A 15,706-nucleotide genomic window follows, 5' to 3' on the forward strand; every position below is an offset into this window, starting at 1 on the left:
TACCTAGGTAGGAATGAAAAATAAAATAGATTCAATACGTTTTTCGCAAAAAGTAACCGGTACAGTTATACCAGAATCCGGTATTCCGAGCGGTGTATGGTCACCAGCCACAACCTCCCGGACTACGACACAGCGCGAAACGAGTTCTCCTGGGACGATATATACGCGGCAGCGGACTGGGACGCACCAAACGAGCTGAACATCGGGCACGAAGTCGCCGCCCGTCACGCGACCGACCGGGGCCAGGTCGCACTCTACCAGGTCGGGACCGACGGAGAGCTGTCGAAAATGACGTTCTGGGAGCTTGCTGACCGTTCGAGCCAGTTCGCCAACGTTCTCGACGACCTCGGGGTCGCCCAGGGTGACCGGGTCTTTTCATACATGCCCCGGATTCCGGAGCACTACGTGGCGCTGGTCGGCACGCTCAAACACGGTGCCGTCTGGGGAAGTGTCAACGAGCGGTTCGGCCCCGACGGCATCTCGTACCGTCTGGACGACTGCGACGCGAAGGTCGTCGTCACCACGACCGACAATCGCGACACGGTCGAAGACGCGCTGGACGAGGCCCCGTCGGTCGAACACGTACTCACCGTTGACCGCGGGGGCGGCGCACCCGCTGACGACGTGGTGTTCAATACCGCGCTTGATGGCGCGAGCACGGCGTACGAGGTCGCTGAGACCAGCGGGGAAGACGACGCGCTGCTGTACTACACTTCGGGAACGACCGGGCTGGCAAAGGGTGTCCTCCACAAACAGCGCTGGATCGCCGGCGTCGCGGCAACACAGAAGTACGCCGTGGACCTTCAAGACGGCGACCTGTACTGGTCGACCGGTGACCTCGGCTGGCTGACGGGTGCAATCAACACCCTCGGTGCCTGGTTCTGGGGTGCGTCGCTGTTCACGTACGAAGGCGAGTTCGACACCGACGAGTGGGCCGCCCTGCTCGACGAATACCCGATTAGCGTCCTGTTCTCGGTTCCGACGGCGTACCGGATGCTCCGGGAGAATGAGGAGGTCCTTGCGGATGTCGACCTCGATTTGCGGCATGCGCTTTCCATCGGCGAACCGCTCAGCGCCGGCGTCGTCGAGTGGGGAGAAGACGAACTCGGCGTCACGATTCTGGATACGTACGGCCAGACTGAGACCGGGAACATGATCATCAACAACTATCCAACGATGGACCTCCGGCCCGGGTCGATGGGGAAACCACTCCCCGGAATCGAGGCCGACATCGTCGACCCACAGAGCGGCGAGGTTCTGGAACCCGGTGAGACGGGCGAAATCGCACAGCGCGGCGACTACCCGTGTTTCTTCGCCGAGTTCTGGAACAAGCCCGAGAAGACCCAGCGAGCGTTCGTCGACGGACCGGCCGGGACATGGTACCTCTCGGGTGATCTGGCACACAAAGACGAGGACGGCTACTTCTGGTTCGAGGGGCGTGCGGACGACGTGATCCTCTCTGCTGGCTACCGCATCGGGCCGTTCGAGGTCGAGAGTTCGCTGGGTGAACACGACGCGGTCGCCGAGGCGGCAGTCGTCCCCAAACCACACGAAGCGCGAGGGAACATCGTCAAGGCCTATGTCGTGCCGAGCGAGGACGCTGAGCCATCCGCCTCGCTCAAAGAAGACATCCAGAGCTACGTGAAAGAAGAGCTCTCAGCACACGAGTACCCGCGCGAAATCGAGTTCCGGGAGGGCCTACCCAAAACAGTGACCGGGAAAATTCGCCGAACCGAACTCCACGACGACGCCGAAGCAGAAGCCGAAGTCGAATCCTGACACAGGGTATCAAGCAGTACGAGTGCCAACGCAGACACAACCACAATGAATTTCGAAGAAACAGAGGAACGCTCGATGATTCGGTCGACCGCGGCGGACGTGGCGGCCGAGTACGGACCGGAGTACTGGCGCGAGAAAGAGGAAGCAGGCGAGTTCGGAGAGGAATTCTGGGACGAACTGGCCGCGGCCGGCTTCCACGGCCTGCTGGTCCCGCCGGAGTACGAAGGGGCCGGGATGGGCATACAGGAGATGGGGCTGGTCATGGAGACGCTCTGTGCCAAGGGCTGTGGCATGGCAGGCACCTGGTATCTGGTGCTCACCGCCGGCATGGCCGCTGCCGGTATCAGCGAGAGCGGAACAGAAGCGCAGAAGCAGACCTATCTGCCGGACATCGCCAACGGCAAGCGAAACTTCTCTATCGGCATCACGGAACCCGAGGCCGGGACAAACACGCTGAACGTCGCCACCCGCGCGGAGAAAGACGGCGACGAGTACGTTCTGAACGGGAACAAGGCCTGGATTACCTTCGCCGACCGGGCTGACAACATGATTCTCGTCACGCGCACGACCCCACGCGACGAGGTCGAGCGCGGGACCGACGGTATAAGCCTGTTTATCGTCGATATGGACGACCCCGGCATCGACGTGTCCCCGATTCCCAAACACGGCATCAACTACTCGAAGTCCTGTGAAGTCTTCATCGAGGACGTTCGGGTCCCCGAGGAGAACCTCCTGGGGGAGGAAGACGACGGCTGGTGGACTCTGGTCGATATGCTGAACCCGGAACGCATCGGCTTTGCGGCCGCCGGGACCGGTATCGGCAAACTGGCCGCCGACACTGCTATCGAGTACGCTAGCGACCGGGAGGTGTTTGGCGCGCCTGTCGGGAGCCATCAGGCGGTGTCGTTCCCGATCACCAAGGCGTACGCACGCATGGAAACGGCGGCGCTCATGCGTGAGAAAGCGTCCTGGCTCTACGATCAGGGCGAGGAGTGTGGCTACGAGACAAACGTCGCAAAGGCGACGGCCGTCAGCGCTGGCATCGAAGCGGTCAAACAATCCATGCAGGCGTTCGGCGGCTGGGGCTACGCGAAGGAGTACGACGTCGAGCGCTGGTGGCGTGAAATCAACCTGACACGGCTGGCCCCGGTTTCCCAGCAGATGGCGTACAACCACATCGGGCAGCACCTCGGCTTCCCCAGATCCTACTAATGTTCGAGAAAGTCCTTGTCGCAAACCGCGGCGAAATCGCGGTCCGTGTGATGGCTGCGTGTGAAGAGCTGGGTATCGAAACGGTCGCCGTCTACAGCGATGCCGACCGCAACGCCGGCCACGTCGAGTACGCCGACGACGCATACAACGTCGGCCCGGCACCCGCAAGCGAGTCGTACCTCGACCAGACCGCGATACTCGATGTTGCCGAGCGGGCCGGGGCCGACGCGATCCATCCCGGGTACGGCTTCCTCGCCGAAAACGCTGAGTTCGCTGGCCGCGTCGAGGCTACCGACGGCATCACCTGGGTCGGGCCGCCAAGCGACGCGATGGAGACGCTGGGTGAAAAGACGAAAGCCCGGACGGTGATGCAGGACGCCGGCGTCCCGGTCGTCCCCGGCACGACGGACCTCGTCAGCGAGCCGGACGAAGTGCGCGAACTGGGTGCCGAGTACGGCTACCCCATCGCGATAAAAGCCGAAGGTGGCGGCGGCGGTCGCGGCATGAAGATCGTCCGAAGCGAGGCCGAGGTCGCGGAGGCGCTCAAGAGCGCGAAGCGCGAGGGGGAAGCCTACTTCGGCAACGATTCCGTGTACGTCGAAAAGTACCTCGAAGCACCGAAACACGTCGAAGTGCAGGTGCTTGCAGACGAACACGGCAACGTCCGTCATCTGGGCGAGCGCGACTGCTCGCTCCAGCGTCGCCACCAGAAGGTCATCGAGGAAGCTCCGAGTCCCGCTCTCGATGCCGAACTGCGGACGCAGATCGGCGAGGCCGCCAGACGCGGTGTCAGCGAAGCCGGGTACACGAACGCCGGCACGGTGGAGTTCCTCGTCGAGGACGGGGAGTTCTACTTCATGGAGGTGAACACCCGCATTCAGGTCGAACACACCGTCACCGAGGCTGTGACGGGCATCGACATCGTTCGCTGGCAGCTCCGGGTCGCCGCGGGCGAGCAACTGGACTTTACACAGGAGGACGTGTCGATAGACGGACACGCCGTCGAGTACCGAATCAACGCGGAGAACCCGGCCGAGGACTTCGCGCCGACGCCGGGACCGCTGACGACGTACGCGCCGCCAAGCAGTATCGGTGTGCGGCTCGACCACGCAGTCTCGCAGGGCGACGAGATCGGGGGCGACTACGACTCGATGATCGCGAAGCTCATCGTCGCTGGCGAGGACCGGGACCACTGTCTGGACCGGTCGAGGCGTGCCCTCGACCATTTCACCGTGGAGGGTGTCCACACGACCATCCCGTTCCATCGATTGATGCTGGACGACGACACGTTCCGCGCCGGGACGCACACGACGAAATACCTCGATCAGGAACTCGCCGACGATGCCCTTGACGCGGCCGTCGCGCGGTGGGGGACAGACGAGGTCGGCGGCAACACCTCATCGGCGTCGACGGACGAAATCGCCGTCGAAGTCGACGGAAGGCGCTTCGATGTCGTCGTTACGGACGGACGACCCCGCGTCTCCGGTGATGGTAACGCCAGTGGCGGCTCCGGCAGTGGCGCTTCGGGCGGCAATTCATCCGGTGGCGGCCCGGTGGCCACGTCGGGTGCGATTACGGCTGAGATGCAGGGCACTATCCTCTCGACCGAAGTCGCGCCCGGTGACGATATCGCAGCGGGCGATGTCGTCTGCGTGCTGGAGGCGATGAAAATGGAAAACGACGTGGTGGCATCCACGGGCGGCACTGTCGCGTCCGTCCCGGTCGCGGAGGGCGACTCCGTAGACATGGGTGACACCCTGGTTGTACTGGCGGAATAAGTATGCAAGTCAAAATTTCAGACGACGCGACCGAATCGGAAGCACAGGCCATTGCCGAGGCGCTGGCGACACACTTCGAGGACGACATTACCCTCGTTGTCGACGGCGGCGAAGCGGTCAGCAGTGCCACGTACGACGGCACTCGGCAGGATGAATCCACGGACCCAGTTGAGGACGACCTCGGCCCGACCGAACGCGAGGAGGCCCTGCGCGAGGAGATTGAAGAGATCCTCGAAGGCGGGCCGGAAAAGTACAAGGAGCAGTTGCCTGAGGAGGGCAAGCTGTTCGTCCGGGACCGTATCGACCTGTGGTTCGGTGACGATTTCCTGTTCGAGGACGGGAAATTTGCGGAGTTCGACGCCGACGACCAGCTCCCGGCTGACGGGCTCATCACGGGGGCCGCGGAGTTCGAGGGCCGTGACCTGCATTTCATGGCCAACGATTACACGGTCAAACGTGGCAGCATGGCGGCAAAGGGTGTCGAGAAGTTCCTCCGGATGCAACAGCGGGCACTGAAAACCGGGCGTCCGGTGCTGTACCTGATGGACTCCTCGGGCGGCCGTATCGACCAGCAGACGGGCTTTTTCGCCAACCGCGAAGGTATCGGGAAGTTCTACTACAACCACTCGATGCTATCGGGGCGGGTCCCACAGATCTGTGTGCTGTACGGTCCCTGTATCGCCGGTGCAGCCTACACGCCGGTGTTCGCGGACTTCACCGTCATGGTTCGGGACATGAGCGCAATGGCCATCGCCAGCCCCCGGATGGTCGAAATGGTCACCGGCGAAAAGATCAGCCTCGACGACCTCGGAGGCCCTGCTGTCCACGCACAGCACTCCGGGAGTGCGGACCTCATCGCTGACGACGAGGAACACGCCCGCGAACTCGTCGCGAAACTCATCGGCTATCTGCCAGACAACGCCGACGAAGACCCACCACAGACCAGTGGGACGGCCCCGAAGCGCTCGCCGGAGGGTATTGACGCCGTTGTCCCGGACAAGCCGAACAAGGGTTACGATATGTTTGACGTGATTGAGCGGGTCGTCGACGCCGGGTCGACGCTCGAACTCCGGCCCGAATACGGCAAGGAGATAATCACGTCGTTCGCCCGGATAGACGGGCGGCCAGTCGGAGTTATCGCCAATCAGCCAGCCCAGCGTGCCGGGGCCATCTTCCCGGACGCGGCGGAGAAAGCCGCCCAGTTCATCTGGACCTGTGACGCCTACAACATCCCGCTGCTGTATCTCTGCGATACGCCGGGGTTCATGGCCGGGTCTGGCGTCGAGAAAGAGGGCATCCTCGAACAGGGCAAGAAGATGATCTACGCCACGTCTTCGGCGACAGTGCCCAAGCAGTCCGTTGTGGTCAGGAAGGCCTACGGCGCGGGCATTTACGCGATGTCCGGTCCCGCCTACGACCCCGAGTCGACAATCGGCCTTCCGAGTGGGGAAATCGCGATCATGGGACCTGAAGCGGCTATTAACGCCGTCTACGCCCGCAAGCTCTCCGAGATCGACGACGAGGACGAGCGACAGCAAAAGGAGCAGGAACTCCGCGAGGCCTACCGCGAGGATATCGACATTCATCGAATGGCTAGCGAGGTCGTCGTCGACGACATCGTCCCGCCGAGCGACCTCAGAACGGAACTGACGAACCGCTTTGCGTTCTACGAGACCGTCGAGAAAGACCTCCCGGACAAGAAACACGGGACCATCCTCTGAGCTATGACAGGACTTTATTACGAGGAGTTCGAGGTCGGCGAGACCATCGAACACGAGAAGCGCCGTACCGTCAGCGAGCGCGACAATCAGCAGTTCTGCGATATGACGATGAACCAGCAGCCGCTCCATCTCGACGCCGAGTTCGCGGCCGAGACGGAGTTCGGCGAGCGACTGGTCAACGGGCTCTACACGATGAGTTTAGCGGTCGGTCTGACCATCCCGGAGACGACCGATGGCACCATCGTCGCGAACCTGTCCTACGACAGCGTCGAGCATCCGAACCCGGTGTTTCACGGCGACACGATCCGCGTGCAGTCGACCGTGACCGACAAACGCGAGACCAGCGACGGCGAACGCGGCGTCGTCACGATGCACGTCGAGGTGTTCAAACTCGCAGATTCGGACGACGTCCTCGTCTGTGAATTCGACCGCACCGTGCTGTCGCTGAAACGGGACCACGCCGAGTGACGCTGTGCCCGCTCGACGGACGAACCGCAGATTCCAGTCACCTATTCGGGCACACCGACGACCCAGCGCCATCGTTGCTCGAACGTGCCGTCGAGAGCGCCGAGGAGTTCACGGGCTTGCCGCACTCGTTTCTCCGTTTCGAGTTTCGGATAGAGCCGTGCGGCCATCGCGGGAATCGCGTGGAATAGCCGAATATTTTCGGCACTTGTCGAAAATTTCCAGGTTCCTGTAGTCGCCGAGAACTCAGCCGCGAGGGCGTCCCGAATAGCCGGTGTATCAGTCGGGGAGCGCGACTCGCGCTCGAACTGCTCGAACGCGTCTGTGCCGTCAGAATCGAACCAGCCAAGCGGTGCGACGGCCCCGACCACTCCACCAGACCGGAGGACTCTGGCAGCTTCCCGTACTGCAGTCGCTGGGTCGGGGACCAGAAAGAGCGAGGCGGTAAACGCGACGCCGTCGACTGACTGGTCACTGAGCGGCAGGTGGTCGAAATCGGCCTGCAGTCGGGCCGTGGACTCGATCTCGCTCAGCATCTCGCGGCTAATATCAAGGGCAATCGTGTCCGCTGTTGTCTCGGTGAATACGCGTGTGCTCACGCCTGTTCCTGCGCCCGCATCGAGAACTGTCCCGAGGCCGCCGTCAGTACGAGCATCCATTTCGGCGGCGAGCAGGCGTGCGAGCGACGTGAAGCGATTGGTCCGCCGCTCGTAGGTCGTGTAGGCGTCGACGCTGGCATCGAAGTTCTGCCGGACGACGTCTTTCATACGCGACAGCACAGCCAGGTCCCGGATAGGTGTTGCCGTTGACTACCGTTGACCGGCTTCGCGAGCGCGTTCGAGGACACGCTCCGCCTGTGCGATAAGCGGTGCGTCGATCATCTCCCCGTCGACTTCGAACACCCCAGCATCTGTTTCTTCGTCGGCCGCGATGATGCGTTCGGCCCATGCTATCTCCTCGTCACTTGGGGTAAACGCGTCGTTGATGACCGCGACCTGATCTGGGTGGATTGCCATCTTCCCGTCGTACCCGAGTTGGGCAGCGAACTCAGTTGCGTCACGGAGGCCATCCAGATCGCCGTAGTCCGGGTAGATCGTATCGATTGCATCGATTCCTGCGGCGCTGGCCGCAACGACGACCCGCTGGCGTGCATAGAGCACCTCCCGTCCATCGCTGGTGCGACTCGCACCGATGTCGGCCGCGAGGTCTTCGGCCCCGAACAAGAGCGCATCGGTGGCATCGGCGGCTGCAATCTCCGCCGCGTTGAGGACGCCGGCGGCCGATTCCACCAGCGCAAGCACCGGGAGATCCGTATCGTGTTCTCTGAGGAGCCGTTCTAGTGCTTCGATGTCGCCGGCGGACCCGGCCTTGGGGAGCATCACGCTGTCAGGGCTGGCATCCGTCAGTATCGCTGCGAGGTCCGCTGTGGCGCTGACCCCTACGGGATTGATGCGAACGCAGATGTGGTTGTCCGAACTGACAGCCGAGAGTACTGATTGAACGGATTGACGTGCCTGCTCTTTATCCGCCGGTGCAACCGCATCCTCGAGGTCGAAGACGACGACATCGGCGTCGCCACCGGCCGCTTTCCGCATCAACTCCGTATTGTCACCCGGTGCGAACAGAACACTGCGACGAACCATAGCTGTGCCTTCACTCCCCGGTAGTAAGATTGTAGGGGATTGACGCCCGGCCATACCGGGGGTGAGCCTTCGTCTGGCGATTTGTTCGTCTGCCGCCGTTATCATCGGCTCTTCTCGATGCTGGTATCCTCAGCACGGTTCTCCACTCGCTCCGGCGAGTATTCTGCACAGCACAATCAGGCATGGATTTTTATGATACTGGGTAAAAGCTCCTTCTGTGACAACCGACCTCCCCGGCGTAGCCGACAGGCAACTGTTCGATACGCACGCGCATCAGCCGACCAGTGAGTTCCTCCACGACGCCGGCGGCGAAATGATGCAAGACGCCGCCGACCGCTTTGGCACTGACCTGGAGACGTGGGACTACGAGGAGATGCTCGCGGAGTACCATGAAGCGGGCGTCGGTGGCGCTGTCCTGCTTGGCTGGGACGCGGAGACGAACACCGGGAACCCGCCCGTCCCGAACGACTATGTCGCCGAGGTCCGGGACGAGTATTCCGACTTCTTCGTCGGGTTCGGGAGCGTCGACCCTCTGAAAGACGATTGTGTGCAGGAGGCAATCCGGTGCGTCGAGGATCTGGACCTCTCCGGGTTCAAGTTCCAGCAGATCGCACAGGGCTTTGACCCCTCAGATGAACGCCACGACCATCTGTGGAGTACCATCGAAGACCTCGGCGTCCCCGTCGTCTTCCACGGCGGGAACTCGACACTAGGGGCCTGCAGTGCTGGCGGTCGCGGCCTGAAAGTCAAGTACGGCAACCCGATGCTCATCGACGACGTGGCCGCCGCCTATCCGGATCTCGACATCCTCATTGCCCATCCCGCGTTCCCGTGGGAGAAAGAGCAGTTGGCGATCTGCCAGCAGAAGGGCAACGTGTACATGGACCTCTCGGGCTGGGTGCCGAAGTACATCGACGACCAGGTCCTTCACTACGCCGGGACCGTTCTCAAAGACAAGGTGATGTTCGGCACCGATTACCCGATGATCGACCCCGAAACGTGGCTCGAATCGTTCGCTCGCGATACCGACTTCGACACGGACGTCCAGCGGAAGATTCTGTTCGAAAACGCACAGGAGTTTTTCCACCGCTAATCGAAGTCCGGGGTTCGACCGTCCAGAAACGCCTCGACACCACGCGAATGAGCCGGCGTATCGTACGCCAGTGACTGGATGCGTGCTTCTTGACGCAGCCCGGTCTGTAACGGCTGGCCGATGTTGTCGTGGATCGCTTCCTTCGCCAGCCCGAGGTTCGCCGTCGGCTGTGCCTGAAGCGTTTCGAGCAGGTCGGCCGTCCGCGCGTCGAGGTCACGCTGCTCGACAGCCTCGTTGATCAGGTCTATCTCGGCGGCGGTCTCGGCGTCGATCAGTTTCCCGGTGAACGCGAGTTCCTTGGTCTTCCTGAGCCCGATGAGCCGGGGGAGTATCGCGGTTGCGCCCATATCCGGCACGAGGCCGACGCTGATGAACGACGCACCGAACCGGGCGGACTGGGCGGCATACGCGAAATCAGCGACAGCCACGAGCGACAGCCCGGCACCGACCGCATCCCCGTTGACCTTCGCGACGACAGGCACCGGCGCTTCGAGGATGTTGCTGGCCACCCGACCCAGCGTCGTCCGGACCCGCTCGTAGGCTTCCGTCGCGGACTCCTCACGCTCGCTCATCGCCTCGATATCCCCGCCGGCACTGAAGGCGTCGCCGTCGCCGGTGAGGAGCACGGCATCGTGTGTCGCTGGGTCGAGGTCAGCGAGCGCAGCAGCGAGCTCAGTCGCGACCGCCCCGGTCATCGCGTTTTTGACATCGGGACGGTCGAATACGATTCGTCGAACAGCGCCGTCTTCAACGCGCATGGTCGTACTCACACGCGCGGGTACTTTACTCCCGGTCGTCGTCCGGTCGGCCTTCGCCGACGCCGCCGAACAGCTGTGTGAGCAGCGAGTGCTGTGCGCGGTGGAGTCGTTCGAGGAACGCGGACTTACTGATACCGAGTTCGGCGGCGACTTCACTAGCGGTGGTCTGTCGTGGGACGACGAAGTAGCCCATCTCGACCGCGTACCGGAGACTTTCCGCCTGTGCCGGGGTCAGGTCCCACTGCTGGGCGATAGACGCGTCTTCTCTCGCACGCAGGGCGTACACCCGCTGTAGCTTCACGCCGACGGTTTCACCGGCCGTCTCCATGACCGTCTGGAGGATCTCGTGGCCCACCACAGCGCCAGTTAGAATCGCGTTTCCGTCCCGATAGGTCAGCGATTCCACCATGAAGCCCGCGCTGATGAGTTTGTGGACGACACACTGCTGGAGCGACAGACACCGGTAGTTGTACCGACCCTCGGTAACTGACTGGTAGAGATAGCGGATCCGGTCGTCGCCGTCGAGGTAGTCCCCGAGTTCCTCACTCGCCTGCGCGCTGAACCGCAACAGTACGTTACGGTCATCCCGGAGGAGTGGCGGGGCCGCCTCGATGGGCGTGCCAGTGGCACTACTCGCATCTGCCAGTGGACAGTCATCGCCCTCGATGCGAAATTCGACCATTAGACACTCCTCTATCATTGCCTCGTATATGTGCGGATATACTTATAAAACCCGTCTATATAGGGGCAAATTAGTATGAACATTCCTCACGATTTATGGGATACATATGAACGTTGACGAAGTCAAAGCCCGCGCTGGACCCCGGGAGTTCAGCCCGAAAGACGACCTTCCCGAAGAGTATCGGAAGGCAGCCACGCGGATGCTTGAATTCCACGCCAACAGCGAGATTATGGGGGCGTACCTCGAACGGCCCTTCATCAGACAAGCCCCGAGCATCGAGCGAAAGATGGCCTTCAGCGCGAAGGTGCAGGACGAAATCGGCCACGGCCAGATGCTCTACCGAGCGGCGGAGTCGCTCGGTATCAAGACCCGCGAAGAGATGCTCGACGACCTGGCGAACGGGGACGGGAAGTTCCTGAACTGCTTCCACTACCCGATGGAGAGCTACGTCGAGACGCCGATGATTGCCTTCTTCGTCGACGGGGCCGCGATGCGCCGCCAGGCGACCCTGAAAAAGTCCAGCTGGGAGCCGTACGCCCACGCGATGGACAAGATCTGCTTCGAAGAGGGGATGCACGTCAAGCACGGTGAGTCGATCCTCCGCGAACTGATGAACGGCTCCCGGAGGGAACAGCGCATGACTCAGGAGGCCTTCGAAGAGTGGTGGCCGCGAATCCTGCAGTTCTTCGGCCCGACCGACGACCAGAGCACCCACCACGACTTCGCCGCGGAGGTCGGGCTGAAGACGTGTACGAACGACGAGCTTCGGAACGCGTTCCTCAACACCTACATCCCGAAGGCGAAAAAATACGGGCTGGAGATGCCCGACGAGCCACGCATTCGGGACAACGGTGACGGGACCTACGAGGTCGTCGAGGACGACCTCGACTGGGACGAGTTCTTCACCGTCTCGCAGAACGAATATGACGGCAGTATCGAACAGATTTCCGGTCGCCGGCAGGCTCAGGAAGCGGTGCAGTGGGTCCGTGACATGATGGACGACCAGACGACGACGAACAGCGGCCCGCAGTCACAGGCAGCGGACTGAGAACAATGATTTGGGAAGTATTCCGACAACAGAGTCCGGACGCGGATTTCGTTCACTGCCGGGATGTCCACGCACCCGACCGAGAGATGGCGAAGCAGTTCTCGGTCATTCAGCACGGACGACGGAAGCCAACCCACGCCCTCTGGGTTGCCCCGCAGGAGAAAATCACGCAGGTCGACCCCGATGCAGAGAGCCATGGCGAGGTCGGAAACAGCGCCGAGAAACCGTGGGCTGTCTTCCGGCAGGACCAGCCCGGCGGGTATCACGCGCACTGCGGTGATGTCGAAGCCCCCAGCACCGCCGGCGCAGAACAGGCGGCGATTGCGGCGTTCACTGACGACGACCCCAACAGTCTCTGGGTCGTACAGCACCAGTACATCGGTGAAGTCACCGAGGACGACGTGAGCTTCGGCGGAACGACCAACAAGTCCTACCGGTTCGCACAGACGTACAACGTCGATCCGGCTGCTGAGGAGGTCGAAGCCTCCGAATCCGAGCAGATAGAAGCGGAGAAACAGCGAGGTGAGATCTAATGGCAACAACGGAATCCGACCTCGGCGGTCCAGCCGACCTGTCCGAGGACGAACAGCGCGCAGTCGAGGCACAGCTACTCCGACTCGCCGACGACGAGCTGGTTCAGGCCGAACGCTACACGTTCTGGCAGGTGCGTGCGCCGACACTGGAATCGGATCTCTCGATTTCGAACAACGCACAGGACGAGCTGGGCCACGCCCGACTGTGGTACGATGCGGTACAGCAACTCGGCTACTCCGAGGAATCGCTCATCTACGAGAGCGACCCCAGCGACTTCCAGCACAGTACGCTCGTCGAGCTACCGTTTGCGGAAGGTGACTGGGCCGATGCTATCGTCAGAGCGTACCTCTACGACGTCGCTGAAGACATCCGCCTCTCTGCGCTCGAGGACTCGTCGTACGAAATCATCCGGAACAGAACGAGTCGCATCCAGGGCGAGGAAGGCTATCACCTCGAACACGCCGAGAGCTGGCTGGACCGGATGGCACTGGACGAGGAGGCCAGCGAACGCGTTCAGGCGGCTATCGACGAGCTCTACCCGTACGCCCTCACGCTGTTCGAACCCGTTGGCGACGTGGAGGCCGACATCGACCGGCTGGGCATCCGCACGATGACCCTCGACGAGATGCGCACCGAGTGGGAGACCCGCGTCGAATCGTTCCTGACCGAACTGGGGTTCGACGTGCCGACCGATGCTGCCCCCGCAACGCCGGCAGGCCGGGACAACGAACACACCGACCACTGGCACGACCTACACGACGAAATGACGGCCAGTTACCGGAATCTGGGCCGTGACGAAGCGACGCTGATAATGGCGGCCGACGATGAGTAGCGACTACGACCGGCCACGCGCGGACGCTGATGCTACCGCGTGTTCGTACACCGACTACGAGACCAAAGACCACGCAGCGGACGACGTGCCGGCCACGGGCGAAGACGCCGACGGCATTGAACGCGACGTGTGGGCGGCGCTGTATCAGGTCGAGGACCCGGAGATGCCGGTCAGCATCGTCGACCTGGGCCTCATATACGGGCTCGACGTGTCCGACGGTGCTGTCACGGTCGACATGACGCTCACCTACAGCGGCTGTCCAGCGCGCGAGATCATCCTCGATGAGGTCGAGGAGGCCGCCGAGAGTGTCGACGGAATCGAGACCGCGTCGGTCCGACTGGTCTGGGCCCCGGACTGGTCGATTGATCTGGTCACAGAACAGGGCAAAGAAGCGCTGCGGGACTTCGGCATGAGTTTCGACGGATGAGTGAACCCGACCCCAGTGTCACGACCAGCGGCGAACAGACGGGCGCTGAGTGCCCGTACTGTGGCTCGACCGACACCGAGCGGAAACACCCACGCGGGCCGTCGCGGTGCCAGTCGATTCATTACTGCAACGAGTGCCTGCAGCAGTTCAAAAAGTTCGAGTAAGCAGTTATTACTCGCTAGTTTTGCCTTCGGAGTTTCACAGCGTGAGGCAGAGCGGTGGAACTGTTGCTGGCTGCCTGGGCACGACTCGTCGGGGGAAGTTTCAGCCGAGGTTGATGTGGACGTTTTTCACCTCGGTGTAGGCCTCGATAGCCTGCTCGCCCTGTGCGCGGCCGTGGCCGCTCTGTTTCGTGCCGCCAAAGGGTGTCTGTGGCCAGGTGTTGGGCGTCTCGTTGACCATCACCATCCCGTAGTCCAGGCTGTCTGTGACGGTGTGTGCGCGAGTCAGGTCGTTCGTCCAGACGCAGGCGGTGAGGCCAAACGGTGAATCGTTTGCGACCGCAATCGCTTCTTCCTCGTCGCTCACTTCGATTGCGGTGAGCACGGGACCGAAGATCTCCTCCTGTGCAATCGTCATCCCGTTGTCCACGTCGGCAAAGACGGTCGGCTCGACGAAGTGACCGGTGTCTCTGTCCGCAGGAACGCCACCACCAGCCACAACAGTCGCACCCTCCTCCTTGCCGGTCTCGATGTAGTCGAGTATCTCCTGTTGCTGGCCCGCGCTGACGACTGGTCCCATCTGCCCATCGTCGTCGATGCCACCGCCGAGTGGGATGTTCTCTGCGATCTCTGCCATCCGGGAGACCATCTCGTCGTAGACGTCCTCGTGGACGACGATACGCGAGTTCGCCCAGCACATCTGCCCGGCGTTCATGAAAATCCCGTACTGGATGCCGCGGGCGGCGGCATCGAGGTCAGCATCGGGGAACACGACTGCTGGCCCTTTCCCGCCGAGTTCGAGCGTTACGTCGGCGACCGCATCGGCAGCACTGCGCTGGACCGTCTTTCCGACACCTGTACTCCCGGTGAAAGTGACGTGATCGACGCCCTCGTGTCCGGTGAGTGCGTCGCCGGCCTCGGAGCCCTTCCCGGGAACAACGTTGACGACACCATCCGGAAGGCCCGCTTCTTCGGCGGCTTTCGCGTAGTACAGCGCCGACAGCGGCGTCATAGCGGACGGTTTGAGGATAACGCTGTTCCCCGCCGCCAGCGCCGGTGCCAGGCCGCGGCCGGCGAGCTGGAAAGGATAGTTCCACGGCGCGACGTGTGCGGTCACACCGACCGGCTCGCGGACGGTGTAGTTGAGCCGACCGCTCTCGACAGGAATCTCGTCACCGCGGATCTTGTCCGTCCAGCCGGCGTAATGGCGGAACGTATCGGTGACCATGTCGATTTCTAGCCCCGCTTCGAACGGCGTTTTCCCGTTGTCGTGGGATTCAACCATGGACAGTTCGTCTTTCATCTCCTCGATGGCGTCGGCCATCGCGTGGAGTTTCGCCCGGCGCGTCCCCGGGTCCATCGTCGCCCACTCTGAGCCGTCTTCGACGGCCGCCTGTGCCGCCTGTACCGCATCGTTGATATCAGTCGCCTCGGCCTTCTGTACCGACGCGTAGGGCTGCTCAGTTGCTGGGTCCTCCGTCTCAATGCTGTCGCCGTTGGTCGCTTCTCGCCATTCTCCGCCGATATACAGGTCTGTCGGGCCGGTGTACTCCATTGCAATAACAGAGGGAGT

General features: G+C 62.3%; 15 protein-coding genes and 2 pseudogenes. 12 read left to right on the forward strand and 5 right to left on the reverse strand.

Annotated elements, in window-relative coordinates:
• Positions 1-96 precede the first annotated feature (96 nt).
• The 5 genes from Har1131_RS19845 to Har1131_RS19865 are packed head-to-tail and all read left to right on the forward strand — an operon-like array spanning position 97 to position 6,958.
• Complete coding sequence (locus Har1131_RS19845; RefSeq protein ID WP_151148318.1) at positions 97-1,779, forward strand: acyl-CoA synthetase; 1,683 nt, start codon at positions 97-99, stop codon at positions 1,777-1,779.
• Between the two features lie 45 nt (positions 1,780-1,824).
• The gene (locus tag Har1131_RS19850) at positions 1,825-2,991 is read left to right on the forward strand and encodes an acyl-CoA dehydrogenase family protein (RefSeq protein ID WP_151104034.1); all 1,167 of its coding nucleotides are present in this window, start codon (positions 1,825-1,827) and stop codon (positions 2,989-2,991) included.
• Positions 2,991-4,769 carry an acetyl-CoA carboxylase biotin carboxylase subunit gene (locus Har1131_RS19855; RefSeq protein ID WP_151148321.1) on the forward strand — a complete coding sequence of 593 codons (1,779 nt, stop codon included), beginning with the start codon at positions 2,991-2,993 and terminating at the stop codon, positions 4,767-4,769. The genes Har1131_RS19850 and Har1131_RS19855 overlap by 1 nt, the downstream gene beginning before the upstream one ends.
• 2 nt (positions 4,770-4,771) lie before the next feature.
• On the forward strand, positions 4,772-6,490 hold the full coding sequence (locus Har1131_RS19860) for an acyl-CoA carboxylase subunit beta (RefSeq protein WP_151148323.1): 1,719 nt from the start codon (positions 4,772-4,774) through the stop codon (positions 6,488-6,490).
• A gap of 3 nt (positions 6,491-6,493) precedes the next feature.
• Entirely contained in the window at positions 6,494-6,958 is a 465-nt protein-coding gene (locus Har1131_RS19865; RefSeq protein WP_050007482.1) for a MaoC family dehydratase, read from the forward strand.
• A gap of 41 nt (positions 6,959-6,999) precedes the next feature.
• Here Har1131_RS19865 and Har1131_RS19870 read toward each other — a convergent pair whose 3' ends face one another.
• Together Har1131_RS19870 and Har1131_RS19875 are read right to left on the reverse strand one after the other, a co-directional pair.
• Positions 7,000-7,722 (reverse strand): class I SAM-dependent methyltransferase, encoded by a 723-nt coding sequence (locus Har1131_RS19870; protein WP_014030906.1) that lies wholly within the window; start codon positions 7,720-7,722, stop codon positions 7,000-7,002.
• A 42-nt stretch (positions 7,723-7,764) separates the two neighbouring features.
• Entirely contained in the window at positions 7,765-8,598 is an 834-nt protein-coding gene (locus Har1131_RS19875) for a CoA ester lyase (RefSeq protein ID WP_064287169.1), read from the reverse strand.
• 217 nt (positions 8,599-8,815) lie between these two features.
• On the opposite strand from Har1131_RS19875, the gene Har1131_RS19880 reads away from it, so the two are divergent.
• Positions 8,816-9,691: an amidohydrolase family protein gene (locus Har1131_RS19880; protein WP_050036547.1), complete on the forward strand. Its 876-nt coding sequence runs from the start codon at positions 8,816-8,818 to the stop codon at positions 9,689-9,691.
• On the opposite strand, the gene Har1131_RS19885 is transcribed toward Har1131_RS19880, so the two are convergent.
• Positions 9,688-10,449 carry an enoyl-CoA hydratase/isomerase family protein gene (locus Har1131_RS19885; protein ID WP_050036548.1) on the reverse strand — a complete coding sequence of 254 codons (762 nt, stop codon included), beginning with the start codon at positions 10,447-10,449 and terminating at the stop codon, positions 9,688-9,690. The two genes, Har1131_RS19880 and Har1131_RS19885, sit on opposite strands and share 4 nt — an antisense overlap.
• 25 nt (positions 10,450-10,474) lie before the next feature.
• Positions 10,475-11,131, reverse strand: a complete 657-nt coding sequence (locus Har1131_RS19890; protein WP_014030902.1) for a helix-turn-helix domain-containing protein — start codon at positions 11,129-11,131, stop codon at positions 10,475-10,477.
• A gap of 106 nt (positions 11,132-11,237) precedes the next feature.
• On the opposite strand from Har1131_RS19890, the gene paaA reads away from it, so the two are divergent.
• The 6 genes and pseudogenes from paaA to paaE all read left to right on the forward strand — a co-directional run bounded on the left by paaA (position 11,238) and on the right by paaE (position 14,136).
• The gene (paaA, locus tag Har1131_RS19895; protein ID WP_014030901.1) at positions 11,238-12,179 is read left to right on the forward strand and encodes a 1,2-phenylacetyl-CoA epoxidase subunit PaaA; all 942 of its coding nucleotides are present in this window, start codon (positions 11,238-11,240) and stop codon (positions 12,177-12,179) included.
• A 5-nt stretch (positions 12,180-12,184) separates the two neighbouring features.
• Positions 12,185-12,358: pseudogene (locus Har1131_RS22845) on the forward strand (PacF protein); the annotation flags it as partial.
• Positions 12,359-12,412: 54 nt separating this feature from the next.
• Positions 12,413-12,712 (forward strand): annotated as a pseudogene (locus Har1131_RS22850) (PacF protein); the annotation flags it as partial.
• The gene (paaC, locus tag Har1131_RS19905) at positions 12,712-13,545 is read left to right on the forward strand and encodes a 1,2-phenylacetyl-CoA epoxidase subunit PaaC (RefSeq protein ID WP_050036549.1); all 834 of its coding nucleotides are present in this window, start codon (positions 12,712-12,714) and stop codon (positions 13,543-13,545) included. The pseudogene Har1131_RS22850 and the gene paaC, both read left to right, overlap by 1 nt.
• A complete protein-coding gene (paaD, locus tag Har1131_RS19910) occupies positions 13,538-13,972 on the forward strand; it encodes a 1,2-phenylacetyl-CoA epoxidase subunit PaaD (RefSeq protein ID WP_014030898.1) in 435 nt (144 codons plus the stop codon). The genes paaC and paaD overlap by 8 nt, the downstream gene beginning before the upstream one ends.
• Positions 13,969-14,136: a 1,2-phenylacetyl-CoA epoxidase subunit PaaE gene (gene paaE / locus Har1131_RS22025; protein WP_004594293.1), complete on the forward strand. Its 168-nt coding sequence runs from the start codon at positions 13,969-13,971 to the stop codon at positions 14,134-14,136. The genes paaD and paaE overlap by 4 nt, the downstream gene beginning before the upstream one ends.
• A gap of 100 nt (positions 14,137-14,236) precedes the next feature.
• Here the strand turns inward: paaE and Har1131_RS19915 are convergent, their stop codons facing one another.
• Positions 14,237-15,688: an aldehyde dehydrogenase gene (locus Har1131_RS19915; protein ID WP_050036550.1), complete on the reverse strand. Its 1,452-nt coding sequence runs from the start codon at positions 15,686-15,688 to the stop codon at positions 14,237-14,239.
• Positions 15,689-15,706 lie beyond the last annotated feature (18 nt).

The sequence above is a fragment of the Haloarcula sp. CBA1131 genome (assembly GCF_008728975.1).
GTDB classification, from domain to species: Archaea; Halobacteriota; Halobacteria; order Halobacteriales; family Haloarculaceae; genus Haloarcula; species Haloarcula hispanica.

Coding starts and splice junctions, on each gene's coding strand:
- paaE (WP_004594293.1), top strand. CDS start 13,969: ATGAGTGAACCCGACCCCAGTGTCACGACCAGCGGCGAACAGACGGGC.
- paaA (WP_014030901.1), top strand. CDS start 11,238: ATGAACGTTGACGAAGTCAAAGCCCGCGCTGGACCCCGGGAGTTCAGC.
- paaD (WP_014030898.1), top strand. CDS start 13,538: ATGAGTAGCGACTACGACCGGCCACGCGCGGACGCTGATGCTACCGCG.
- Har1131_RS19845 (WP_151148318.1), top strand. CDS start 97: ATGGTCACCAGCCACAACCTCCCGGACTACGACACAGCGCGAAACGAG.
- Har1131_RS19875 (WP_064287169.1), bottom strand. CDS start 8,598: ATGGTTCGTCGCAGTGTTCTGTTCGCACCGGGTGACAATACGGAGTTG.
- paaC (WP_050036549.1), top strand. CDS start 12,712: ATGGCAACAACGGAATCCGACCTCGGCGGTCCAGCCGACCTGTCCGAG.
- Har1131_RS19855 (WP_151148321.1), top strand. CDS start 2,991: ATGTTCGAGAAAGTCCTTGTCGCAAACCGCGGCGAAATCGCGGTCCGT.
- Har1131_RS19870 (WP_014030906.1), bottom strand. CDS start 7,722: ATGAAAGACGTCGTCCGGCAGAACTTCGATGCCAGCGTCGACGCCTAC.
- Har1131_RS19860 (WP_151148323.1), top strand. CDS start 4,772: ATGCAAGTCAAAATTTCAGACGACGCGACCGAATCGGAAGCACAGGCC.
- Har1131_RS19915 (WP_050036550.1), bottom strand. CDS start 15,688: ATGGAGTACACCGGCCCGACAGACCTGTATATCGGCGGAGAATGGCGA.
- Har1131_RS19890 (WP_014030902.1), bottom strand. CDS start 11,131: ATGGTCGAATTTCGCATCGAGGGCGATGACTGTCCACTGGCAGATGCG.
- Har1131_RS19885 (WP_050036548.1), bottom strand. CDS start 10,449: ATGCGCGTTGAAGACGGCGCTGTTCGACGAATCGTATTCGACCGTCCC.
- Har1131_RS19865 (WP_050007482.1), top strand. CDS start 6,494: ATGACAGGACTTTATTACGAGGAGTTCGAGGTCGGCGAGACCATCGAA.
- Har1131_RS19850 (WP_151104034.1), top strand. CDS start 1,825: ATGAATTTCGAAGAAACAGAGGAACGCTCGATGATTCGGTCGACCGCG.